The sequence below is a fragment of the Cryomorphaceae bacterium 1068 genome (assembly GCA_027214385.1).
Classification (GTDB): Bacteria; Bacteroidota; Bacteroidia; order Flavobacteriales_D; family Cryomorphaceae; genus JAKVAV01.
This window is the reverse complement of sequence record JAPVXR010000001.1, coordinates 88,135-114,222: the sequence shown is the minus strand read 5'-3', so window position 1 is coordinate 114,222 and position 26,088 is coordinate 88,135. Positions and strand designations below refer to the sequence as shown.

The 26,088-nt window shown below is 44.2% G+C and carries 20 protein-coding genes; 10 read left to right on the top strand and 10 right to left on the bottom strand.

The features are described from left to right. Position 1 precedes the first annotated feature (1 nt). The 8 genes from O3Q51_00410 to O3Q51_00375 are packed head-to-tail and all read right to left on the bottom strand — an operon-like array spanning position 2 to position 7,915. On the bottom strand, positions 2-886 hold the full coding sequence (locus O3Q51_00410; protein ID MCZ4407250.1) for a formyltransferase family protein: 885 nt from the start codon (positions 884-886) through the stop codon (positions 2-4). Continuing rightward, positions 883-2,049: a UDP-N-acetylglucosamine 2-epimerase gene (neuC, locus tag O3Q51_00405; protein MCZ4407249.1), complete on the bottom strand. Its 1,167-nt coding sequence runs from the start codon at positions 2,047-2,049 to the stop codon at positions 883-885. The genes O3Q51_00410 and neuC overlap by 4 nt, the downstream gene beginning before the upstream one ends. 16 nt (positions 2,050-2,065) lie before the next feature. Continuing rightward, the gene (gene neuB, locus O3Q51_00400) at positions 2,066-3,088 is read right to left on the bottom strand and encodes an N-acetylneuraminate synthase (GenBank protein MCZ4407248.1); all 1,023 of its coding nucleotides are present in this window, start codon (positions 3,086-3,088) and stop codon (positions 2,066-2,068) included. 2 nt (positions 3,089-3,090) lie between these two features. Then, positions 3,091-3,720, bottom strand: coding sequence for an acetyltransferase (locus tag O3Q51_00395; GenBank protein ID MCZ4407247.1), 630 nt, complete (start codon positions 3,718-3,720; stop codon positions 3,091-3,093). After that, positions 3,704-4,849, bottom strand: a complete 1,146-nt coding sequence (locus O3Q51_00390) for a LegC family aminotransferase (GenBank protein ID MCZ4407246.1) — start codon at positions 4,847-4,849, stop codon at positions 3,704-3,706. Before O3Q51_00390 ends, O3Q51_00395 begins: the two co-directional genes overlap by 17 nt. Then, positions 4,842-5,828, bottom strand: coding sequence for an NAD-dependent 4,6-dehydratase LegB (locus tag O3Q51_00385; protein ID MCZ4407245.1), 987 nt, complete (start codon positions 5,826-5,828; stop codon positions 4,842-4,844). The genes O3Q51_00390 and O3Q51_00385 overlap by 8 nt, the downstream gene beginning before the upstream one ends. Next, positions 5,800-7,056, bottom strand: coding sequence for an ABC transporter ATP-binding protein (locus O3Q51_00380; GenBank protein ID MCZ4407244.1), 1,257 nt, complete (start codon positions 7,054-7,056; stop codon positions 5,800-5,802). The genes O3Q51_00385 and O3Q51_00380 overlap by 29 nt, the downstream gene beginning before the upstream one ends. A 4-nt stretch (positions 7,057-7,060) precedes the next feature. Further along, complete coding sequence (locus O3Q51_00375) at positions 7,061-7,915, bottom strand: ABC transporter permease (GenBank protein MCZ4407243.1); 855 nt, start codon at positions 7,913-7,915, stop codon at positions 7,061-7,063. Positions 7,916-8,065: 150 nt separating this feature from the next. Between O3Q51_00375 and O3Q51_00370 the strand changes: the two genes are divergently transcribed. Further along, on the top strand, positions 8,066-11,374 hold the full coding sequence (locus tag O3Q51_00370; GenBank protein ID MCZ4407242.1) for a PKD domain-containing protein: 3,309 nt from the start codon (positions 8,066-8,068) through the stop codon (positions 11,372-11,374). Between the two features lie 60 nt (positions 11,375-11,434). On the opposite strand, the gene O3Q51_00365 is transcribed toward O3Q51_00370, so the two are convergent. Continuing rightward, positions 11,435-12,769 (bottom strand): HAMP domain-containing sensor histidine kinase, encoded by a 1,335-nt coding sequence (locus O3Q51_00365; GenBank protein MCZ4407241.1) that lies wholly within the window; start codon positions 12,767-12,769, stop codon positions 11,435-11,437. Next, positions 12,770-14,155, bottom strand: a complete 1,386-nt coding sequence (locus tag O3Q51_00360; protein MCZ4407240.1) for a sigma-54 dependent transcriptional regulator — start codon at positions 14,153-14,155, stop codon at positions 12,770-12,772. A 161-nt stretch (positions 14,156-14,316) separates the two neighbouring features. Here O3Q51_00360 and O3Q51_00355 point away from each other — a divergent pair, with 161 nt between their 5' ends. From O3Q51_00355 to O3Q51_00315, 9 genes are all read left to right on the top strand, one after another. Next, the gene (locus O3Q51_00355; protein ID MCZ4407239.1) at positions 14,317-15,561 is read left to right on the top strand and encodes an HlyD family efflux transporter periplasmic adaptor subunit; all 1,245 of its coding nucleotides are present in this window, start codon (positions 14,317-14,319) and stop codon (positions 15,559-15,561) included. A 338-nt stretch (positions 15,562-15,899) separates the two neighbouring features. After that, entirely contained in the window at positions 15,900-16,586 is a 687-nt protein-coding gene (locus tag O3Q51_00350; GenBank protein MCZ4407238.1) for an ABC transporter ATP-binding protein, read from the top strand. A 10-nt stretch (positions 16,587-16,596) separates the two neighbouring features. Further along, a complete protein-coding gene (locus tag O3Q51_00345; protein MCZ4407237.1) occupies positions 16,597-19,011 on the top strand; it encodes an ABC transporter permease in 2,415 nt (804 codons plus the stop codon). Between the two features lie 106 nt (positions 19,012-19,117). After that, complete coding sequence (locus O3Q51_00340; protein MCZ4407236.1) at positions 19,118-20,056, top strand: hypothetical protein; 939 nt, start codon at positions 19,118-19,120, stop codon at positions 20,054-20,056. Between the two features lie 8 nt (positions 20,057-20,064). Then, entirely contained in the window at positions 20,065-20,940 is an 876-nt protein-coding gene (locus tag O3Q51_00335; protein MCZ4407235.1) for a TraB/GumN family protein, read from the top strand. Between the two features lie 486 nt (positions 20,941-21,426). Next, positions 21,427-21,627, top strand: a complete 201-nt coding sequence (locus O3Q51_00330) for a hypothetical protein (GenBank protein ID MCZ4407234.1) — start codon at positions 21,427-21,429, stop codon at positions 21,625-21,627. A 48-nt stretch (positions 21,628-21,675) separates the two neighbouring features. Next, a complete protein-coding gene (locus O3Q51_00325; GenBank protein ID MCZ4407233.1) occupies positions 21,676-24,264 on the top strand; it encodes a gliding motility-associated C-terminal domain-containing protein in 2,589 nt (862 codons plus the stop codon). Positions 24,265-24,472: 208 nt separating this feature from the next. Continuing rightward, complete coding sequence (locus O3Q51_00320) at positions 24,473-25,174, top strand: DUF2807 domain-containing protein (GenBank protein MCZ4407232.1); 702 nt, start codon at positions 24,473-24,475, stop codon at positions 25,172-25,174. Between the two features lie 255 nt (positions 25,175-25,429). Further along, entirely contained in the window at positions 25,430-26,086 is a 657-nt protein-coding gene (locus O3Q51_00315; protein ID MCZ4407231.1) for a hypothetical protein, read from the top strand. Positions 26,087-26,088 lie beyond the last annotated feature (2 nt).

Here is a 26,088-nt window from a genome sequence, read left to right as displayed (position 1 = left end):
TTCAGAAATATAAGCCAGTTTTAGGTAAAGGATAAATGTTATGATCTGTCAACCAGACTGAACCATCACCCGTTTTCACTTCTATCGCATTTTCGTCTATCTGTAGCACTTTTCCCGGCTCTATGTTAGTCTCATGGTTATGGCCAATCCGAACAGCATTTACTTTAAAGCTCATTTCATTGAAAATTACTTCAGCATTGGGATAAGGTAGTGCCAATGCCCTGACTAAGTTGTAAATAGACAAGGATGCCATTCTAAAATCAATGAGCCCATCTTTTCGCGACCTCTTTCTCCACTCGTTCCCTTCTTCATTTCTCTTGATACCCGGTTCCGAGGACTCATTCCCCAAATTTTCGACAATCTCTTTAATTTGACTTTCAGCCGACAGGATTATTTTATCATAAAGCGATGATGCGTTGTCGTCAAAATCAATTGGAATTTCATTTTGACTTATTATGTCACCGGCATCTGCTTTCTCTACCATCTTAAAAAAAGATGATGCTGTCTTTTCAAGCCCAAGCACAAGTGCCCAAATAATGGGATGTCTGCCTTTATTACTTGGTAAAGCCGATGGATGAAATCCGATCACTCCTTTTGGTGGAATGCCCAAAACTTCTTTACCTAAAAGTGACGACCATCCCATGCAAAAAATTATATCAGGCTTCATTGATTCAATCCACCCATAATTATGTTCAGCATTAATATCCCTCACATATTTATATGGTATATTGAAGTTTTCAGCGATGGGAGCTAGGTTACGGTGATCACTGTTGAATTTAGAAAATTGTTTTGTGACTATTCCAACAACTTTAGCTTCGTCCATTTCAATCAGGACATTGAGCATTCTCTCTGAGAAAATCACATTCCCAATTAACACTATTCTCATAAGTCGTGAAATGATTTTTTCAGAATATCGGTCAAATCAACACTTTTCAAAGCGTCCGCAATTTTTGACGAAGCACCAGCACCTCCGTATGGATTGATAGCTCTATTTGCTACTTCCTTAAATTCAGAACTTGATGCCTTTTTAATGGACTGAATCAAGTCTTCCAAGAGAGGCTCACAATGAATCACAGATTCAGCTCTTATTCTTCCTTTTTGTCTATCTCCAATATCTATCGTAGGTATGCCAAATGAAGGTACTTCTATCAAACCACTGGAAGAATTACCAATTACAAAGCTCACATACTTTAAGGCCGAAAGGTACCGCAACTGACCCAGCGAAATAAATGAACAGGCCTTCTCAGGATTTCTTCTAACGTAATCATCAATCATCTTGATAATCACTCGTCCATCGGTATCCGAGTTTGGATTTGTGAAAATTATTTTTAGATCCTTGAAGGTATCTAACGCTTGTAATAATTGCTCAAACTGTACCGCTGAAGTTCCTATTTCAAGAGTTACGGGATGAAAAGTGAGCAAAGCGGTAGGATGATCCAGATTGAAATTCAATGAAGCTTCTAATTCAGCTTTGGTTAAAAGCGGAAGCTTGAATACATTGTCAATACCCGGTGAGCCAAAGTTAAATACTCTATTAGGATGTTCTCCAAGCTGGATCACTCGCTTGCGATAGGCGTCTGTCGCAGTAAAATGGAGCTGAGACATCTTGGTAATAGAATGTCTAATAGGCTCATCTATCAATCCTTCTGTTGCTTCACCTCCATGTATATGTGCAATTGGAATTCTGCAAATCATTGCTACTGATGCACAAGCAAACATTTCAAAACGGTCACCAAGTACTACTACAAGATTAGGTTGAAGTTCCTGAAATGCCTCAGACATTGAAATCATGGCAAGGCCCATTGATTTCGAAATCCCAATCGTTGAATCAGAGGAAAGCAGAATCTCCACCTTCTTATCTATACGAAACCCGTCTTTTTCAATTTGCTGATAGGTTAACCCAAATTCAGCAGAAAGATGCATCCCTGTAACCACCAATTGAAAGTGCACATCAGGTGCATCATTCAAATACTTCATTAGCCAATACAAAAGTCCGTATTCGGCGCGTGTTCCGGTTACTACACATATCTTCCGCTTGTTATTTGTCATCTATCCAATTTGCCTTTTATGAAAGATCTTCCAGTGAGAGCTTGTCAAATTTATTTAAATCAGAAGAAGCGCTCTTACCAATCACAGCATCAATTTTCATAGGAGATATACCATCACCAGGTCGAAGCATTATTAAATCGTCTTCATGAATAATATGGCCCTTATGTATTGATTTATTAAGATGAATGCTTTTCCGGACAACTGTAATATTCTTTTGTTCAGAAGGACTAGGCTTCTTTTTTCCATCCCCTGAAAGCGCCGCTTCAATATTCCTAATGGCTGCTACCATGGCTTTAAGTTCGTGTGGTTCGAGAGACGCGGCATGGTCTGGACCAGGCATCCTGCGATCAAGCGTAAAATGCTTTTCGATCACTTTCGCACCCAAAGCTACTGCAGCAATGGGTACTTCAATACCTAAGGTGTGATCCGAGTATCCGACTTGCACTCCTAACTCATCTTTGATTTGCAACATAGCCTTAAGGTTCACGTCGCTCATCGGAGTCGGATACTCTGTATTGCAATGCAATACTGTAATCTGATCTTTTACCAAACCCTTTTCGGTCAATATCTTCAAAGCATCCTCAATTTCCAGCAATTTGGTCATACCAGTTGACAATATCACCGGTTTGCCTTTCGATGCTATATGTTCAAGGTAAGGTTTATTGGTAATCTCCCCAGATGGGATTTTAAACAGTGGAGTGAAAAGTTTATCTAGAAAATCAATACTCTTTTCGTCAAAACCAGTGGACAGGAATTTAATTCCGCGGGATACGCAATAATCAATCAATATTTGGTGGTACTCCGGTCTCAGCTCTAACTTCTTGAGCATATTAAATTGATTCTCATCATTACCACCCAGATTATTCTTTTGATAAGTTGCTTTTTTAGCACCTCCGCTGACAATTCTTTCTGCACTAAATGTTTGAAATTTCACAAAGTCAGCGCGAGCTTCAGCAGCAGCATCAATAAGCATTTTGGCTTTTTCTAAATCACCATTATGATTTACACCAGCTTCCGCAATAATCAATACTTTTTCTATCATTATCTAAACCTGTAAGCAGGATTTCCTACCCATGTTTCATCTGAAGGTATATCTTTTAAAACAACTGCCCCTGCACCTACTATAACTCGATCACCAATTTGTACTCCTTCCTTTATACTCGAATTCATCCCTATAAAACACTCCTTACCAGTAGTAACATTTCCAGCGAGCACAGCGCCCGGAGCTATATGAGAATAATCGCCAATAGAACATTCATGTTCGACTATGGCACCTGTATTTATAATACATCCCTTCCCAATGTGTACTCCACTATTAACAATTGCACCAGGGGCAACAAGTGTCCCATACTTAATAAGTGAGTTTGATGAGATAATCGCTGCGGGATGTAGCAAAGTGCTAAGCGATAAATTCTTATCCTCCGCTATTTCCACCAATCTCTTTCTCAATTCAGACTTTCCAAGAGCTGGAAAGAAGACATCGTGATCGTCCAACCGGGTAAAATCAAATTGCGTTTCCTGCCCCATATATTTTAAGGCGTATGGATTCTTCTTCTTTTCTACTTGCTCAAAATATCCTTCCGGGGAAAGTTTAAGAGCCAGAGCTGTATCGAGCACGACGTAGGCATGTCCTGAGTATCCAAATATGTAGAGTTTACCTTTCCGTGACACTGCTCGGTAAATTTACAACTCTCTCTTCGAGCCATTCTGCGTTTGAAAGATCAGCCGATTGCATATTTTGAAACATAGGGGCTCTGTTCAGCAACTGCCATATAGGCCTGCATCCAATATTTTGATCATTGGAAAATTTAAGAAAGGCATCTCGCTCCGACTTGTCTCTCATTATGATGGCATTGAGCCAGTAGTTTGCATGTGCCTCGGGTAATTCATTTACCGTCGGGAATTTGTCAGATAAAAAAGATCGGTAGCTCAAGGCGGTTTCTCTTTTGTTTGCTATAAAAGTACCAAGCTGTTCCAATTGCGCGCATGCCAAGGCAGCACTCAGGTTCGTGAGCCGGTAATTGTATCCGACCATATCATGCATGTACTCCCAACGATGGGGGGTCTTGGCGGTCGTTGTGATGTGCTTTGCAAGTCGGGCTAATTTTTCATCATTGGTTAGGACGCATCCGCCACCGCCACTAGTGACCAATTTATTGCCATTAAAACTAAAAGTACCCGCGAGTCCGAAGGTACCGGTATGCCGGTCATTGTAAGTACTTCCCAATGATTCAGCTGCATCTTCTACAACGGATACCTGATATTCAGAACAAACAGATACGATTTCCTCAATTCTGCATGGAAATCCGAAAGTATGCATAGGAACTACTGCAGCAATTCGTTTGCCAGTGCTTGAATTGATGCAGTCTCCATCTGAATTGACCGTGGTATTGTTCTTTAAAAAATACTCGAGATGCTCGGGCGACAAGCCCAAGGTATCGCGGTCCACGTCAACAAAAACCATTCGAGCACCCGTATAGCTTATCGCATTGGCGGTAGCAATGAATGAAAGCGGTTGAGTAATGACCTCATCATCTCGCGTCACTCCTGCCAAAATTAGCGCAACATGAAGGGCTGCCGTACCATTCATGGTGGCCACGGCATACTTGGCACCTGTAATATCGCAGATCATTTGCTCAAAACGGTTCACGTACTGCCCAACCGATGAAACAAAAGTGGAGTCAATGACATCATTGAGGTATTTCTTCTCATTGCCCAAAAATCTTGGCTCATGGAGCGGGATAAATCCCTCCACATGACCATAATGTGCCCTGATGAAGTCCGTAATCTCCTTAAACATTGTAGATGTCTGCCTTGTATTTTGTCAAATTACGGCTATTGCTGAACCATTCGATGGTTTCTTGAAGTCCTTTTTCCAATGTGTATTGCGGTTGCCACCCTGTGAGTTCCGTAAGTTTTTGCCTACTTCCAAACAATCTGAAGACTTCAGATTTCTCGGGTCGGATTCTTTGAGCATCGGATACAATGCTTGCAGATGGATTTATCAAATTAATTAGGATTTGCGCCAAATCGCCAATGCTAATTTCAGATTCGGTGGCAATATTGACTTCCTGTCCAATTAGATCCGCGCATTCAGCAATTGCAAGAAAAGCACTTGCGGTATCCTTAACAAAAAGTAAATCTCTGGTTGGAGTGATATCTCCTAATTTCACCTCCGACGCTTGATTGAGCAATTGGGTTATTATGGTTGGAATCACTGCTCTGGCTGACTGTCTTGGCCCATACGTATTGAAGGGCCTAACGACGGTAATGGGGAGGTTAAAACTTCGGCAAAATGAATCGGCTATGGCATCCGCACCAATCTTCGAAGCGGAATAAGGCGATTGCGCCTGCTTGGGATGCTCCTCTGTAATTGGTACAAATTGCGCGGTGCCGTAGACTTCTGAAGTGGAAGTAATCAAAACTCTTTCGACATTATAATCCCTGGCCGCCTGCAGAATATTGAGGGTTCCTTTCACGTTGGTATCAATATAAGAATCGGGTGAGTGATAACTAAAGGGAATGGCGATTAAAGCGGCGAGATGATAGACAATGTCCACTCCTTCCATAGCGGTTCTTACCCCGTTGGGGTCTCTGATATCGCCCGAAAAGATTTCGATTTGTTCTAGTTTCTCTTTGGGCAGGGTGTCCAGCCACCCCCAGCTATTGAATGAATTGTAGTAGACAAAAGCCCTGACATCAAAACCAAGTTCCAGCAGCATCTCTACCAAATGGCTGCCAATGAAGCCGTCAGCCCCCGTTATTAAGACCTTTTTCATTTCTCCTTTGATTTTTCTCAATCAAAATTTTCCCATTCTGATAAACCTTGCCAAAAAGATGCACACTCGCAAATAGTGTATCACTCAGACCCATCATGCGGAATGTAGATAAATAGCGATAAGTGGCTAAAAACTCGTAGTTCCCATTCTCCTTTTCCTCTGCAATGAAATAGGTAATGGCATAATCTCCATCTATAAAGTTAATATCCTTCAGCTCAAAAGTTATTTGGCTTTTTTCTAAGGGCTCAAAATTATCATGGAACAGATTGCTAAAATATTGACCTACAATTTTCATGTCCTTATCGGTAATTTGAACCATGACATAAAAATTATCTGCGCTCTGCTTAAGGTTAATTTCTAAATCAATTTTTAAGTCTTCCCCATATCTTACTTGTGCCTTTGATTCACCACCATTTAAAAACACTTTATCAATTGTTGCTCCGCTGTCATATTCTACAATGGCTTTTTCTCCCTCAAAATCTGCGAAATATTGACCGATTGCAGTTTGAACACTGTTTCCCTGGTACTTTTGAATACCATGACTCATGTAAGAACCGTGATTACAAATTCGCGCAACAGAAGGCATTGAATGGCTTACGAATATAACTGCGGCATTTCGCATCATTTCACTAATCTTGTTAAAGGATTTTATTCTGAAGCCAGCATCACCTACCGCCAGTACTTCGTCCAAAATCAGTACATCTGGTTTAAGGTGAACAGCCACTGAAAAACCTAGCCTAACCTTCATTCCCGAACTATAATATTGCACGGGCGTGTCAATAAAATCCTTTAGTCCTGAAAACTCAATAATGGCATCAAGGGCATCATCGATCTCTCTTTTCCGAATTCCCAAAACGACACCGTTATTGTAGATATTCTCTCTGCCGGTAAGAATTGGGTTAAACCCTGCCCCTAACTCAATGATGGCGGCAACTCTGCCTCTAATTTTGATTAAACCTTTGTCAGGAGTTATCAGACCATTTAACATTTTGAGCAGGGTGCTTTTACCTGCGCCATTGTGCCCAATTAATCCGAGACAATCTCCTCTATTCAGGCTGAAACTCACATTGTCAACAGCCCAAAACTCATGCTTTCGTAAATGCTCATGATGTTTCCCCTTTATTCCAACTAATTCTGAAGAAATATCTTTCACCCCGTACCAAAGACTGGTTTTTAAATCTCTACAGAATTTTTTAGATACCCCTTCTACTCTGACTAATTCCTCCATTTAACTAAGAGCCGATACGTTCGATAAGTTTGGGCAAAGCTATACGAAAAGCTACAAGGCCTAAAATGAGAATTGAAAAACCAAGTAAAACAGAAACTAAGAAACTTGAGTCAATACTCAGGCTCTGACCTGTCAGCCAATATCTTGTCTGTACTATCAATGGCGTTAATGGGTTCAAGTCAACAATTCTAGACAGCACTCCTTTTGTGGGATAGACATAAACCACAGGAACCGAATACATAAGAAATTGAAGTAATAGTGGAAGCGCCTTTCCAATATCGCTGTATAAAACACCTATTGGTGTTATGATCATGCCGAGTGCAGTGCCTGTCAAAACCAAACAGAACAATCCAATGGGGACCAACAATAAACTTGCACTAGGCGAAATATCTAAAAACAAAAGAGCAGGAATGAGAATAACAAGTTTGATTAGCCCATTAAAAAAAGAGTGATACACGCCGCTTAAGATTATTCCCTCTCTTGGGAAATTCACTTTTGTAATAATAGCTTTGTTGAGTATTGTCTTATCCAATGGGGCATTAAAGCTATCAGCAAATATGGCCCATATCATGGTACCCGAAAGAAGGTAAGCCGGATATGAAATACCTGTAGATTGCGTATTTATAAATCCGGAACCGTTTAAAATCAACCACACCAGAGTAGTCATTAAAGGGATAATAAAGGCCCAAAGTATGCCCAGAAAACTCTGCCTATATGTAGCTTGTATGTCACGTTTTGCAAGTTGAAAGGCTAACTCATGGGAAGAAAATAAAGCTTTAATAGCGAAGATGATCTGAAACCAAATAGCACTTCTTACACCACCTGCTTGATATATGGTTTCGTTTAAATTATTTTTCATTCCATTCAAAATCTAGTTTTTACTGAAGTAAAAAAACCAAAATGAAGTGTCAAAGAAAAGACAACGGAATGATATATTAGAAGTCATATGTTATAAAGTATCCAGACAAGAAGGCTCGTTAATTTAAGAGTGTAGTACTTTCACAATTTAATGATCAGAAACTTCATGCGTTTTACCATAGCCCGAGCCAAAATATTTAGTGCGATTTCCAAGTGCACATTTCTGTTTTTTGCCGGGCTGATCTCTCCATTACTATTGAGTGCTCAGGATATTGACGACCTTATCAACTCGAGCATATTTTGGCTTGAAGCCAATACAATTTCTGATGACGTGGGTTCCAATATTAATCAATGGAATGGCCTATCAAATTCTGAATTCTTTAATCAAATATTTGAGATCAGGTTTCCAAGTTTAGAAGCTGGCGGATTAAATGACCAGAATGTCGTAGTTTTTAATAGGCCAGGTAACTTTGAACATCTTATCAATAATCAGGGTTTGGATATTCTTTCAGGTGACAGAACGTTTATAATGATCTATAAGACAGATGCATTAACACACGGTCTTTTTACCAGAGGTGCCTCTTTCGCGGCTTCACCTGGAGAAGGCACGTTTGGCATTTTCCCGTTTAACGCAAATTATCGTGTCATCTGGACTGAAAATTCAGTTACGAGAACTTTGGCTGGGCCAAACATTGAAATTGGCAAATACACTTATGTAAAAATAGAACTTGACAGAGAGGATGCTGAGGCTCGGCTATATTTCAACGGTACTTTGATGAGTTCAATCACAATATCCGAGGAATATTCATCAACTAATTTTTCATCTATGCAGATCGGAGCATACTCCTCGGGCTTTTCTTTCCCAGGTGAATTACAGTTTTTTGCTTGTCTGGATCGAGCTTTATCTAATGGGGAGCAAAATGCATTAGATCTCTATCTCGGAAATCAATATGGTAATTATCCAATCGACTTAGGAGAAGACGTATTGATCGCTCCTTCTTTGCCTTGTGAAAATACATTTTCCGTCCCTGATATTTATCTCTCATATGAATGGTCCACAGGTTCGGAATCTAATTCCGTGACGGTTTTCGGGACGGACACTATCTTTTTAACTTGTAGAGATACGTTAGGTTTTCTATACAGTGACACGGTTAGGACATTCTTTGATTATTCATCAATTGACAATTTGAATGTGGTTTGTTCTTATGATTCTTTGTTGTGGGACCTAAATCTTGCCCCTGGCTTTGATGTTCTATGGAGTGATGGGTCTTCAGAAATTCTTAATTACTTAGAACCAGGAGAGTCACTATCCGCCCAAATTTTTCATCCTGAAGGCTGCTCTGCCTCTACAGAAACAATAACAACCCTGAACGATACTTACTCTGAGACTGTTGAACTCGATGAAAACCCAAATTTCTGCCTCGGCAACGACATCTTCCTCTCCTCAGGATTTGAAGAAGCGGAAACGTATCTCTGGAACACCGATGAAGTCACCCCCTTTATCCAACCGCAAGAGAGTGGGGAGTATTGGGTAGAAGCTACCAATGTTAATGGATGCGTGGGGAGAGATACGGTGGAAGTAGATATAGTTGGGATTGCTCCGGAAGTGGAGTTTGGGTTTAGTCCGCCATGTGAGGAGAACGATGTGGTATTTGACGATCAGACCGTTCCTGACGGGGGTATGATTACCGAGTGGGATTGGACTTTTGAGAACAATGATGCCGGTTCATCGACTGATGAGAACCCCGAAATCTTTTATCCCGCTACGGGAGAATATCCCGTAGAGCTAACAGTGACCTTGGACAATGGATGCACGGGAACGACTCGGGATACGCTATTTGTGAACCCGCTGCCGCTGGTCAACTTCTCCGCCCCCATCGTTTGCGCGGGGAATGAGGTGTTTTTTGAGAGTCAGTCGGTAGTGCCGGGTGGTGGCACCATCTCTCTGAGGGAATGGTCGTTTGGCAATGGTACCACAGATGCGGGATCGATTGGATCAACCACTTTTGAAGTGTTGGGATTTAATACCGTGACGCATATCGTAACCACGGAGAGTGCCTGTGTGGATAGCTTGGTGCGGAATGTAGAGGTATTGGGCAGCCCCATCGTCGACTTTGACGTGGAGGACGCCTGCCTCGGAGAGACGGTGGTATTTGATGAAAATGTAGACACCTCCGTTTCGGGACCTGTTTTTTACAATTGGCAATTCGGGGATGGGTTCTTTTCCAATTTTCCGAATACCTCGCATGAGTACGCCCAGCCGGGGGTATATGAGGTGACGCTAAGGGCTACCGGAAACAATATAGGGGTGAACGGTTGTGTGGACGAAGTGACAAAGGAGATCCGAATTTATGAGCCCCCGACGGCGGAGATTACCACGGCAGATGCTTGCATAGGCGCCACAACGGATTTAGTAGATGTTTCTGAATGGAATAGTATTGAGGGCGTAGTGGACCCCGTGACGGTTCGCACTTGGTCGATTACCGATGGTCCGACGGGAACGCAGGAAGGAGTGATCGGCAGCGACTCAGCGCAGGTGTTTGTCCCCGAGGCGGCGGGTACGTTTGACGTATCGCTGGAATTGGAGACAGCTGCCGGATGCGCGGCTACGGCCAATGGGAGTTTCTTGGTACAGGCCATCCCAACGGCGGATTTTGATTTGGAATTGCCGTCCATCGATCCGCCTTTTACCAGCATGCCCACCAATCTATCGGAAGATGGAATCAACTTCGAGTGGTTGATCAACGGCGCTTTTGTGTCTTCTGAGTTTGAGCCCGACTTGACTTTTGATGCGGCGGGAGATTACACGGTGGAGCTCGTGGCTACAAATGACTTAAATTGCAACGATACGGCCACGGCCCTCTACACGGTAATCGTTCCCGAATACGATCTTGCCTTGATCGACTTGCAGTATCAGTCGCAGGGGAATAAGCTGGTGCTCAACTCCATTATTGGGAATAACGGGAATGTTACTGTAGAGACCTTCGATACGGAGATACAGGTGGGTCGAGATATTGATTTTACGATAGAATCGGAGTTTACGATCCCTCCCGGAGAGGTGGTTGATTATCCACTGGGATCTGATATCGGGTACATTCCCGGAAGGGACTTGCCGTATACGTGTATGCGGATCTCCAACCCGAACGGAGCGATGGAGACGGACACCACGAATAATTATTTGTGTGTGGGCTTGAACCGACAGCGGGCGACTTTCGCAGCGCCCTACCCCAACCCTGCGACGGACGAGGTAAAGTTGACGTTCGTAATGCCCGAAGATGGTCCGCTGAATGTGGAGATCACGGGGGCTGATGGTCGGTTGATTGAATCGTTTGTCCTCGAATTGAAGGAGGGGTTAAACACGGTGGATTATCCACTGATAGGCTGGAGCGAGGGGATGTATCTCTTTAAGTTTTCTTTTAAGAACCAGGAGGAGGTCTTTCGGTTGGTGGTGGCGAGGTAGCCACGGAGGGTGGTTGTGAGGCGTGGTTCAAAAAAGTGAGCGGAGCGAACCTAACACGTTCTACCCTTCCACATCTTTCGCCGTATCTTGAATAGGCATTTTAATCACAACCTCAAAGCCAGGCAATGCATTACCGGCACTCAGCGTACCTCCGTGGGCGCGGATGATTTGACGAGCCAGCGCTAATCCCACTCCCTTCCCTTCTTTGCGGGTGGTGAAGAAAGGGATAACGGCGCGATCGGTGTCTCCCTCCATGCCGATGCCGTTATCGCGAAAACGGATTTCTACCCACCGATCATTAATTAATTCAGCGGAGAATCGAATCATAGGGTTCTCGGTGTTTTTGAGCGCGTGAGCAGAATTGAGGTAGAAGTTTTCGAAGCAATGGATAAGCTGACCTTCATCGGCCATGATAACCATGTTTCCCGGGCAGGACACTTCCACCTTGATTTTCGGTTCTTGGAGGTTCCATTCCTCGGCCATCGTTTGCATAAGAAAGCGCAGTTCGACGGCTTCCACTTGTGGTTGGGGAAGTTCGGCGAGTTTGCGGTAGTCGCTTACAAAGCCAAAGAGCTTATCGGATCGACGGCGGATACCATCGAGGGCGGTATTCAGATCGGGTGAGAGGTCGGGCTCTAACTCAGCAATGCTCAAAGCCGATTGCGAGAGGGAACTGATCGCGGTAATCGAATTGGCAATCTCGTGAGTGAGAATACCCAGCAACTTGTCCCAACTTCTCATTTCAAGTCGCCCGTACTCGGCGTCCATCTCGTGGAATATGAAGGTTTCCACCTCCTCATTGCGAATGGAAATGGAGGCTTTACGGATAAAGAGCTTGGTTTCTTGTCCGTCTTTCGCGTATGCAAAAACAGCAGAACCTCCATAGAGAATAGCCTGAACGCGCTTGAAAAAAACGGGGCGAATTTTCTCAAGTCTTCTTGCATGAGTGACTTTCCCGGTGCCGAGGAGATGCGCTCCCTCTCGATTAAAAAGTGCGATATCGCCCGATTGACGAATGGCGATAATTCCGATAGGCACTTCTTCGACGATCGACTTGAGGATAACGAGGCTTTCCTCGGTGTCTTTTACCAAGTCTTGGTAATCCTTGCGGATGGAGCGCATGGTGGAAAAGAGTTGGCGCAACGAGTCGGGGTGTTTGGAGGTATGCGGAGCTATGGAAGTATCGCGGTAGCTCAGTGCTTCGAGGAAGTGATTGAGTTCGCGAAAGCCTTTTTTAGCGTATCGGGTGGTGGTGATAAACGCGGACAGAGCCATCACAAAAGCCACCGATCCCGAGAAATAGAATTGGAAATAAAACAGCACGAATGAGGCTGCCATGGCCAAGGCGGTGGTCAGGATAAGCAGAAAAAGCCTTAAGTATATGCTGCGAAACATTTAGGAAAGATCGTATTTATCCAATCTGCGGTAAAGGGAGGTGCGGGTAATACCGAGTTCCTTGGCTGTTTTGGTCATATTGCCGTGGCAGGCCTCGAGTGCTTCCACGATGAGGCGGCGTTCCATATTTTCGAGGTTGTATTCCTTCTGAGCAGAGACGTTGTTCTTCTGCTTAGTGCGCTTGGCATTGGGCAGAATATTCTCAGCCGTAAGGGCGGAGTTTTCGTTGAGGATCACAGCTCGCTCCACGGCGTGTTGCAATTCGCGGACATTTCCTGGCCATTGGTATTCGATGAGATCTTCCATGGCTTTCTCGTTGAGCCATTTGGTGCTTGTTTGGTATTTTTTCGAATAGTGTTCGATGAAGTGGTTGACGAGAGGGATGATGTCCTCGGGGCGGTGACGCAACGCCGGCACATTCACCTCCACTGTATTGATTCGGTAGAGAAGGTCAGTACGGAACTCCTGATTATCGACCATTCGCGAAAGCGGCATATTGGTAGCCGAGATCAATCGGATATCTACGAAGACTTCCTTGGAACTACCCACGGGAAGGATTTTCCTGTTTTGCAGCGCCGTGAGGAGTTTTGACTGCATGGGGGGAGTGAGGTTTCCGATTTCATCGAGGAAGAGAGTTCCACCGTTTGCCATTTCAAATCTGCCTTTCTTGTCATAATTGAGGTCAGTATAAGCGCCTTTTACAGCGCCAAACATTTCGCTTTCAAAGAGCGTCTCGGTGATGGCGCCACAGTCTACGATGATAAAAGGTTCATTGGCGCGGTTGGACGCTTCGTGAATCATTCGGGCCACGACGTCTTTTCCCGAGCCATTTTCACCAAGGATGAGGACATTGGCTTCGGTAATCGCGACCTTTTTAACCAATTCCTTCACTTGTCTAACTTCCTTGCTTCGTCCTTGGATTTCCGTCGATTCTTCCTTTTTGGGTTTATTGAGGAAGGAGCGGGTTTGGCGGAGCTTGGCAATCTCTCGACGGCTGATGCGAAGTTGGAGCACTGACTGGACAGTGGAAAGAAGTTTATTATTATCCCAGGGTTTGGTGACAAATTCGGCTGCACCATACTTCATGGACTTTACCGCCAGGTCGATATCGCCATATGCCGTCATGGTGATAACCTCGACCGCGGGATATTCGGCTTTGATTCGGCTGAGCCAATTGATTCCCTCTTGCCCGGAATTCTCTCCGATGCGGAAGTTCATATCGAGGAGCACCACGTCAATGTCGTGCTCGTGAATAAGAGGAATCACATTTGTGGGTCTATCGGCAGTAAAAACCCGTTGGAAATGATTTTTAAGAAAGATCTCGGCAGAGAGTACGACATCTTGGTCATCATCAATAATAAGCAGGCCTCCTTCAATTTTATTCATGAGTCAAAATTAACGGTCAATAATGTACGAAAACGAACGATTTACTGTATCAAAACCGAACAGTTTTAACAGGAATTCGCAGAAGCCAACCACCTTATAGATCCTGATTTTCAATATCTTGTATTTTGTGGCACGGAAATCACTCTTAAAGAGCCATGAGTATGGATAGACAGATTTCTCCTTCCAAAATAAAGCGCAAGAAGTTGCTGCGATGGCTCCCTGTGGTGGTACTGATTCCCGTACTCTATTTTATGGCGCGTGCGGGAAATGAAAAAGTCTTTCGCGTAGATTCCAATTCCATTAAAGTGGGAACGGTAAGTTTCGGGGAGTTTCAAGATGTGGTATCGCTAAACGGGGTGTTAGAACCAGGCAGAACGGTGCATATCACGGCGCTCCAAGGGGGGCGTGTTGAGGAAATATTGGTGGAAGACGGAGCCTTTGTTGAGGCGGGTGAGGACTTGATGTACTTGGCCAATAGTGATTTGGCTTTGGATTTTATGAACAGGGAAACACAGATTGTGGAGCAGATCAACAATTTACGGAGCACGCGGATACAGCTTGATCAGAACAAGCGACAGGTACAAGAGCAACTGCTGGATGTGCAGTACCGATATCAAGAACGAGTGCGAACCTTTGCGATTGATTCGAGCCTCTATAAGCAAGGAGCCATTCCTAAAGGAGATCTCGATGCATCGGCAAATGAACTGATTTACCTCAAGGGCTTGATCGATTTGACGCGGGAGAGATTGGAAACGGACGAGGCATACCGAAGGATGCAGTTGGGAAGGATCGACCAATCCATTGAGTTGATGGAGCGAAATTTAGAAGCAATACGAAGAAGTTTGGACGATTTGGTCATCAGGGCTCCGATTTCGGGTCAGATGAGTCAGTTTTCGCATGAAATCGGTGAAACGAAACAGAAGGGTGAAAGCCTGGGTAGGATTGACGTCCTCGACTCATTTCTGGTTTCGGCGCCTGTCGATCAGTTTTACCTCAATCGAGTAAGTATCGGTCAAGAGGCCATTGCCGACTTGAACGGAGTCGGATATGAACTGGAGGTTTATAAGATTTTTCCCGCGGTGGAAAACGGACAGTTTGAGGTTCACTTGCGGTTTACGGAAGCGAAGATTCCCAATCCGCGGAGGGGGCAAAATGTCCGTGTGCGGTTGAGTTTGAGTGCCACCGAAGAGGCGTTAAGAATTCCCAAGGGAGGATTTTACGGCAGCACGGGTGGTAGATTTGTCTATGTGCTCACCGATGAGGGCTTGGCCCAAAAAAGGGAAATTGAATTGGGAGCTCAGAACCCTGAATTCTACAAAGTCCTGCGAGGACTCGAAGAGGGGGAGCAAGTCATATTGAGTAGTTACGAGAGTTTTGGTGATTCGGAAACGATAAAAATAAAATGATCTTAAGCCACGATGAATATGTAATCATACAACACTGAAGATGAATAAAGTAGATCCATCCATTAGTATACTTCTGGTTTTCCACCTTTTGACGTCAAAAGGTGGAGCCAAAAGACGCCGAAAGTTCCAACCGTCGTTTTTTGGCGCAAGACCTACGCTGCCCCACAACGAAAAACTCAGGTTCACACTAACTTTCGGACTCCTAACGCACGGTATCACTTCTCATATTCATTAAGGAGAATTTAATAAGAATGTCAATTGCAAATTGGATGTTGAAAATTTGAAAAAAATCATGCTTCACGGCGATTCGGAAACGATAAAAATTAAAGCAAAATGAAATGATCAAAATCAAAGACTTAGTCAAAATCTACCGCACGGATGAGCTCGAAACCATCGCGCTCAACAAGATCAACTTAGAGGTAAAAGAAGGTGAATTTATCTCCATCATGGGTCCGTCGGGATGCGGTAAATCCACTTTGCTGAATATCATCGGCCTGTTGGATTCTTTTTCGGAAGGGGAATACCTTTTTGACGGAAAGGAAATGTCAAAGGAGCGCGATCGAGCAGCCATTCGAAAGGCCAATATCGGTTTCATCTTTCAAAACTTCAATTTGATTGAAGAATTGAGTGTATTCGAAAACGTCGAGCTTCCTTTAGTTTACTTAAAGGAGGGAAAGACGGAGCGCAAGGAAAAAGTCGAGAACATATTGGAGAAGATCGGGATTGCACATCGCGGAAAGCACTACCCGACTCAACTTTCGGGAGGGCAGCAGCAGCGAGTGGCGGTTGCGCGAGCCATGGTAACTGCACCAAAGGTGATATTGGCCGATGAGCCCACGGGAAACCTCGATAGCGCAAACGGAAATGATGTGATGGAGTTACTCAGTTTATTGCACGATCAGGGGAGTACCATCATCATGGTTACGCACTCATCTCACGATGCATCTTATTCTCAGCGGACGGTTCAACTCTTAGATGGCTCAGTGGTTTCGGAGAGCCAAGGGGAGCGCATTTCCATACTTTAAGACCTACTCTATGTTATTGAACTACATCAAAATCGCATTTCGACACCTCGTCAAGAATAAGGTGTATGCCTTTGTAAGCATCGTGGGTTTGGCCTTTGGTATTGCCTGCACCATACTGATTACCCTTTACGTATCGGACGAGCTGAGTTACGACAGTTACCACAAGGATGACGACCGGATTTATCGCATTCAGTCTTTGCTCAATATGAGTGGAGAGATCAACGCGGCTCTTTCGAATATGGCCTTGGGCCCTACCCTTTTGGAGGATTATCCCGAGGTAGAGTCCTACACTCGTTTTATGTCTATGGGTGTTGGTACTGAGATGAGTCGGGAAGATGTGGTGTTGAAAGAAGGCAGTCTGATGTTGACCGATTCCACTTTTAATGAAGTCTTTACTTACAAGATTTTGCATGGAAAGGAGGAGGGGCTCTTACGAACACCGAAAACGGTTGTGCTAACGCGATCTTTGGCGCGGAAGTTTTTTGTCAATCCGGCAGATGCCATCGGAGAGCAGATCAAAGTCAATAGCAGCCTTTGCGAAATTGAAGCAGTGATTGAGGACATTCCAAAAAACAGTGAAATCGCAGCTTCTGGGTTTCTGTCGTTATCGACTCTTCCAGAGCAAGTTTTGGCTGACTTCAATAGTGATTGGTTCAGAATCGGTCTGTACACATTCGTGAAATTCAAGTCAGAAATCGACGAAGCAGCATTTGACGAGAAGCTCGCAGCTGTGACGGACAAATACGTGAAACCTTGGGCAGAAGCCAACGGAGTTGATGCCACAGTAGACTTTTCGATGACTCCACTGGATGAACTGCATTTTGCCGATGGATTCGATTACGATTTACCGAAAGGGAACATGAACTACATTGCAGTATTCAGCCTCCTTGCCATTTTCATATTGCTGATAGCGGCCATTAACTTTATCAATCTATCCTTGGCTCAGAGCAGCAAACGCGCAAAGGAAGTGGGCATTCGAAAGACCTTGGGGGCAGATAAAAATCAGATTGCCGTCCAATTCTTGGGGGAGTCGCTTATCATCACTCTATTGGCGTTGATTCTTGGTCTGGCCATTACCGAGCTCACCATTGGTCATTTCAATAGTATCAGTGGAAAGGACTTCACCTTGGCGAATGTTTTTGAAGGAAATACGCCCGTCATTTTATTTTCCATTTTGATTGGGGTGGGCATTTTAGCGGGAAGCTATCCTGCTTTTGTGTTGGCCAGTTTTCAGCCCTTGCGGGTTTTGCGGGGCTATATACCAAATGGCGGAGGAATCGGAGTCTTGAGAAAGGGATTGATGTTGACGCAGTTTGTCTTCTCAATTTTTATGATCACAGGAACGCTGTTTATCAATCGACAGCTCAACTACATACACGAGAAGAATTTGGGATTCGATCAGGAAAATGTTGTGACCATTAATTTACCTCGAGATACCGTGGTGACGAAGCGTCTCAATCCCATTCTCGATCAGCTAAAAGCGGATGAGCGGGTTAAAGCCGTCTCCAATACTTCTATGCCTACGGGCCAAACGGGAGAATTGATGTTCCGCATAGAAAGCAATGCAGGCGAGCTCAAAGAGCAACCTATTCGCGTACTTTTCGTGGACGATCGCTTTTTGGAAGTGCTCGAATTGGAATTGCTCGAGGGGCGGAATTTTTCGCAAGACCGCCCGACGGATGCGCAGACAGCATTTGTAATCAATGAGACGGCGGCCAAGACTTTTGGTTGGGGTGATGAAGCTTTGAATAAACGCATGCAATGGGGATTGCTGCCAAATGGAGGCGCAGCCAATGATGGGAACGTTGTCGGTATCGTCAATGATTTTCACTTTATGAGCTTACATAGCCCACTGGAGCCCTTAGCTTTGTGTTACAACCCGAATGCAGGGACGACAATAAGCATCAAATTCAAAAAGGGAGATTACACACAAGTTCTGGACGAAGTGGAAGAAAAGTGGGCGGCTTTGGCGCCGAATCATCCGATTGACCTCAACTTTTTGGACGAATCGATAAGCGCCAACTACAGCGAAGAGAAGAACCTCTTTTCGATTTTCGGGTTTTTTGCGATCGTCTCGATTGTAATTGCGGCGATGGGATTGTTTGCCTTGATCAGCTTTTCGGTCCAGTCAAAAATCAGGGAAATCGGGATTCGCAAAATATTGGGAGCGGGATCGATGCGCATTGCCTGGACGCTCCTGCGCGACTTTGTGCTGGTCTTGGTGATTGCCTTCTTCGTTGCCACGCCTGTCAATATTTACTTGATGAACGAGTGGTTGAGCGACTTTGCTTACAAGGCGGATATCAGTCCTTTGTTGGCGGGACTCAGCCTCCTATTGGCGCTTCTGCTTTCCGGAGTGATCATCTTATTTCACATCGGTAGGATTAATCGAATTGACCCGGTCATTGCTTTGAGATATGAATGATTTTGTTGGCTTCAAGCTGCTAGCCTGTAGAGGGTACTCTTGAAGTAGCAATCCAAAAAAATGCGGGATTTCGCACCACAAATGCAATAACCGATACTTAAGTGGAATGAGGTTGACTGTTAAGTCACAGTACCAAATGAAGACAAACGGAGTCCTTTATTTATCGCTTCTTCTCATTAGCCTGTTGGCTAAAACATCTCCTCTTGTAGCACATCCCACTGGAAATATCGCCCTTTACAAGGGAGATATCTATTGGCCATATGTCCATCCAATCGATAATAAGGAGCATCATTCCTGTGTAATGGTGCACGATGAGTCGGGACAAACCCGGGTTTTCTTCACATCTGATTATTCTGCCAGTGACTTTATGCTCTACGCTGACCGTGATCTTCTCTACCTCTTAGAGCGAAGATTTATCCGGTCGGCTAATAAGTTTGAATTCAGAATTCTGAGGTATCAGGAAGGAGGCGAAGTCGAGCTTTGGTGGGACTGGGCCGAAGACAAATGGCACGTAGGTGAGGGTGGTTTTTCGGTGGAGTCTGAACACTCAATAGTCTTTGTGAGATACCCCGAAATATATCGGATGGGCAAGAATCAATCAGTTGAAAAGCATTTTAAAACCGAAGAAGAAGTCTCCCGAATGAAGCGTATCCCATCGGTGGGGTTTATTTTAAATACCGAAACAGGTTGCTTGCTCGTAAACGAAAACGGTGAGATACTCAGCAAATGGGAGCACTTGATTCAAGAGGAGATAGACGATCCCCCTTTAGGAAGAAATACACTTTTTGCAGCGGATTATAACGATGGAAACTTGATTTACGCCTATTGGGGGAAGCGCACATTTGAACGAATTGATCCAACAGGAGAGAAGTCTATCTTGCTCAGTATTCGGGAGCCTTTTGCGCCTCATTGGATCGCATTTTGTGAAAAAGGATATTTACTTTTCTCGTCATCAATTTTAGCAGGAAAAAATCCGCGTCCACAGTTCTTTCTCATCACTCCGGGGGGCGAGAAAACAATCATTTGGGAGGAGCTTCCTGAATAGGAAAGACCATGAGAAAAACCAGCATTGCCATTTTACTAGTATTCGCTTTTACTTATATGATTGGTCAAGAGGGAAATAATACGCCACGGGATAAAACCATTCTTTTCAAAATATTCGGTCAAGATTCGACTATGACATCCTACCTTTTCGGAACCCATCACGCTTTCGGAAAAGCATTCTTTGATACCTTAACCAGTGCGAACCAAGCTCTGGAGTCTTGTGATTTGTTGATCTTAGAAAGTGCAATTATTTCAGGAAGAACGGCAGAGGATATTATTAATCAGAGAACCGCTAAAACCGAATGGAAACAATATTTGAGTAAAAAAGACCTAGCCTTTATTAAAAACCTCTTTTCTACAAGTCCGACTGATTTCAATAAGATAACACCAACAGAGATGTATGTATTTCTACAAAGACATTTCAAACAAAAAGTATGTTTGAACAAAAGTTCAAGTGACACCTCTCTTTCTTTAGATGGCTATATCAGCTCAAGGGCAAAAGAAGAGAACATACAAGTCCGTGGTCTTGAAACAACGGAAGAGCAAATCGTCTTCATCAATAAAGATGTAGAGGGGATGCCTCGAAAAAGACATAGGAAACGTCTTGCCGCTATTATTGATAAAATTTGTAGCGAAAATTCAAAGTACTGTGAAGAAACAGATTGGTATTCCACCATGGAAATAGACTACAAATTCGATGAGCCTTGCAGAAATTCTCTAATGCTAACCGACAGAAACAATAAATGGGTGGGTAGTATTACGGAAATGCTGGAATCAAGTAGCTGCTTTATTGCCGTTGGGCTTAGCCACTTAAAGTATGAGTGCGGATTAATCAACCAACTAGAGGAACTCGGGTATACCGTAACACCAATTGACCTGAAATAAAAACTACTTCCAAAAATGTGTTTAGCGTATCGATCTTAGAACGATGTTAAAATATGCATTGGCAGTAGTGTAGTAAAAAGTGAAGTTAGGAGCAGACAAAGGTGGCAGGAGCGGCAAATTTCCCATCATCGATTTGTACGTTTTCGCACGGACATAGTGTACGCAGGTTAAATACTGTGTAATCATTTGTTGATCAACACTTAATAAATAGATTTGAAGGAACAATGTTTTTCGCGAAACAGTCGGGCGAGGTGAGGAAAGTCCTTATGGTCCGAATTTTTAAGCGTCATTCAGCACTAATTTGGTGTTAGTAATAGCTGAACGACATGAAATTGGAATGGAAGGCTTCAATGTCTTTCCATTCCTTCTTTTTCAGAATAAATTTAAAAGGTTAAAAAGAAGATCCCGTGTGGGATCTTTTTTTTTGGCTTCGCTTCTCTCACTTGATAGGACCACATTGAGGAGGTGACACAGCAAAAAAGATGTATGAAGCTCATCTTTGTTAACTTAAACGAAAAACTGAAATTGAGACTGAGCGGTGGTACCCTTTTTGCACCCGACGAAGCTTTTTCAGCTGAGTGGAACGCACAGGCTGTGGACGGTAATCGTTCGCTAAAGCTCACTAGGGGTTTAATCAGGGCGGCACAACTGCACGGCGTCATGACCAATTTGGCAAGAAAACTGTAGGAACCAATTCTGAAGAAATCCTAACTTTAACTGACCAATTGCAGACGGATGAAAGACCAATCTGACTTAATTAAAGATGTGTTCGCGAAATTTTTGGCGAATACTAGCCTGATCGTCCTGCTTGTTATTGCGTTGCCGACTTTATGCCTGAGTCAGAATACGAATATCGGAGGAGTAATAAACTCTTATACTCCTGTTACTCAAGTAGGCGGTCCGTGTAGCAATCAAATTGAGGTAGAGAGTATATCCGCTTTTTCAGTTGGCGATAGGGTACTCTTGATCCAGATGCAAGGCGCAGAGATTGACCTTACCAACGGCGATTCTTTTGGAGAAATCACTGATATCGCATCGGCGGGATTTTATGAGTTTGGGACGATTTCTTTGATTACAGCCATTCAGAACACTATCAATCTGGAAAATCAATTGGTAAACGAATACGATGTAGACGGAAAGTTACAGCTTGTCCTCGTTCCACAATTCGACAACGCAACGGTAACGAGCTTTCTCTTTGCTCCTCAATGGAATGGCGAGACGGGAGGTGTTTTAGCATTGGAAGTGGAAGGAACATTGAGCATGGAAGCCCTGATAAATTGCAGTGGCCAGGGTTTTCGTGGTGGTGAAGAATCAGAGAATTATTTTGTAGAAGACTTCTGTGCTTCACAAAATTATTTCTTTCCAAACAACCCTGAAAGAGGAGGTTCCAAGGGAGAAAGTATAGCCCTATTGCCTCAGAATGGTTTCACAGGCAGAGGTGCTCCTGCCAATGGCGGTGGAGGTGGAAACAACCTGAACGCCGGAGGTGGTGGTGGCTCCAATTTCGGAGCAGGTGGAACGGGAGGAAACGAATGGAGCGGATGCACAGGGGCAGCAGTAGGCGGAAGAGGAGGAAAAGCACTTGATTTTTCAGATCGCCTGTTTCTAGGCGGAGGTGGAGGCGGTGGTCATCAAAATGATGGGGCAGGCACTCCCGGACAACGAGGCGGAGGTATTGTCTTTATCCAAGCTTCAGATTTGGTCTCCAATGGTTTTAGCATAAGTGCCGATGGCCGATCCGTTGATACAGAAGCCGGCATTGACGGAGCTGGTGGCGCTGGCGGTGGTGGCACTATCGTCTTAGATGTAGGTAATTTTCAAGATGAAGTGGATGTCTCCGTAAAGGGTGGTGAAGGAGGTAGTGTCAATAACAACTTTTCCGGAGGACAAACGGGGGCACAATGCCACGGGCCGGGTGGTGGTGGCGGAGGTGGTGCGATAGCCTATACCTCCGCAACTATTCCTACGAATACCTTGAACGCGATAACAGGCGGTGAGTCCGGCCTTACGGTAAATCCACAATCAGCCTGTCAAGGCGATTCTTACGGAGCAGTTTCCGGTTTGGACGGCACTATCCTCACTTCCTTTTCATTAGTAGAAGGGACAGTTCCGGCTGAAACAAATATTGAAATAGAAGGAAACACCAATATTTGTGCGGGCAATTGCACCGTGCTATTGGTGACAGGTGCCTTTAGCGCTTTTTGGGAAGAAGCACCCGGGTTATCAGAAGACAATACGTTTAACCCTACGGTTTGTCCTGAGGAAACAACGACCTATTCTGTTTCAGGAGTGGGTTTTGGTGCATGCAACTATTTCGAATCTATAACTATCAATGTTTTCACACCTGTTGCTGCAGAGACTGATCTAATCATTTGTGACGGCGATAGTGCGTTTTTGGGTGGAAGCTTTCAAAATTCCCCGGGGCTGTACACTGATACGCTCACAGCTACATCAGGATGTGATAGCTTATTAACCACCAACCTCGTGCTAAGCCCGTTCGCTGATTTCTCCAGAGACCTTTCCATTTGTAATGGCGACAGCATATTCTTAGAAGGGAGCTTTCAAAGTTCTGCGGGTGTCTACACCGACACCTTGTTTTATGAAGCAGGTTGTGATAGTATCATATCTACTACCCTATCGGTAGTAGCAGCGATTGAAGAGAATCTAAGTGTTTCGATCTGCTCGGGTGATAGCATCTTCATCGGGGGTGCCTTCCGATCAGAATCAGGGCAATACACAGATACTCTGACCGGTATTGATGGGTGTGATAGTCTCGTTATCGCTAGTCTAATGGTAAATCCCATTCCGTTAATCACTGCTGAGGATGTGCAAATACTTCCTTGTCAATCCGCTCAACTATTTGCGAGTGGAGGGCTCACCTATAGCTGGTCACCGGATAGTACTTTAAGCTGTGCGAACTGTCCCGATCCGATCGCTACGCCGAGTGAAACTACTACCTATGTCGTAAACGGAACGATAGAGGAATGTACAGGGACAGCCACCGTTTTGGTGTCAGTAGAAGACATTGATTTCTCGGAATCCATTAAGGCTCCCAATATTTTCACTCCGAATGGCGACGGACTTAATGACTTTTTCCAAATCGAATTGGGAGAGTGCATCGAGTTAATCGAAGTTCAAATTTTCAATCGTTGGGGACAAGTGGTGTTCGAGTCTTCGGATTCGACTGAATTATGGGATGGCGAGTCATCTTCGGAGATGGATATCTCAGAAGGGTTGTACTTCTATCTGATCACATTTCGAATATTGGAGAATGCAGGTTTTTCGGATCAAGTAATCGAAGGATCCGTGACCATACTCAGGTAAGGTCTTAGCTGTCCAGCAATTCTATGGGATTTCTGCGGATGCTCTGAATAGCTATTAGCCAAATAAAAACTTCGAATCCCTGTCCAAATAGCTCCTCTGATAGGTTTGTTAAGAGGGTTGAATAGCCGTTCATCAACTTTTTCTTGTGGCTACGTGCAACCTTTTGCAATTTCATTGTCCTTAAGCTGAACACTAAAACAAACCTATCATGAAACAATCAATATTAATTTACCTACTGGTCATACCCTTAGTCTGGGCATGTGATAAAAAAGAAGATGCGGGACCTATCATTTCTGAAATACGAACAGCATCTCAATTCAGCGAAGTAGAATTGGACGGATCTCATGAATTTCGGATTAACCCTGATTTCGACTTTGACATTAGAGTCACTGCTCCTGATAATTTGATGCGGTACATAGAAACATATGTGACCAACGGCAGACTGGTGATTAACGAAAAAAACAATGACATTGACCACGATCGGGTATTGGTCGAGATTTCTGAGAATTTCTTGGATCGAATCTTACTCAATGGATCGGGCATCATTATAGCCGAGGACACCATCTACTCCGCTGATCTCGAAGTAGAGATTGACGGATCGGGATCGGCAGACATCATTGCTAAAAGCGATCTTCTACGGTTGATTATTGACGGATCGGGAAGAATTGAAGCCCTGGGGGAATCAGAAGAAGTGCGAAGCGCTATTTATGGAAGTGGACTCATCACGTCGCCAAACATCGAGAGCAATATAGCCGAGGCGCGAATAGAAGGCTCAGGGAGCATAGACATTCACGCGGGTTATAGCCTCTTTGCAAGAATTGATGGAAGTGGAGTAATCAGGTATTGGGGTGATCCCGAGACCATTGATTCCAGTGTTGATGGATCGGGTGCGATCATCGAAATAAACTAAAGCTGTGGGGCTGCGAGAAGGGTTTGCGGGTTCTCCCGATCGCTATCGGGATTAGCTTCTTTTTCCATAGCTCTTCATGAGACTCGCTGAAGCCTGTCTGGCGGCAGGCTCACTTGTGGTCCACGAATGGACACGAAGAGACACGAATGAAGGGGGTGAAGTGTAGAGCGTGAGGTTCGCTAAAGCTCAGAGTAAATTGATTAAAGAATTGTCAAAGCATAGAATAAACAACCTTAAAAAACTTAAATCACTATCATGAAAACTATCATCATTACAGCCCTAGCCATATTGGCATTCGGCTACAGCAAAGCACAAGAAACGGAAGTCATCTACACAGATGCAAAGAAACCCCGAGAGGTGGAAACACTGATGAAGTCGGACGGCGGATTTGGAGGACACCTTTCATTAAACGTCAAGGGAACGGAAGTAACGGATCAAGCTGCCGTGATGGTAGGTGGCGAATTGGTTTTTACACTGAATCACGCACTCAATATTGGTGTAGCAGGATACGGAATGCCTACAAGAATTGACTACGACGACAAAGACAATTTTTATAGAGACAACCTATCCGTGGAGTTTGGATATGGAGGCTTTTTTATTGAGCCTGTTTTCTTCGATCAAAAGGTCGTTCACTTTTCCGTACCCGTTCTGATCGGAGGTGGCTGGGCAGGCCTGTCTAACCTCACAGACGCTTACGATAGGAGTTATCCGAATGACGTTTACTTAGTAGACGAGTCGATCTTCTTTGTCTTAGAGCCCGGCATCAATATGGAGGTCAATTTGGTGAAGTATGTGAAGTTAACGTTGGGCGGTTCTTACCGATATGTCAGTGGAAGTGACTTGAGAAATATTGAGGACAGCGACCTCAGCGGGTTATCTTTCGGGGCGGGCATTAGAGTTGGCTGGTTCTAATT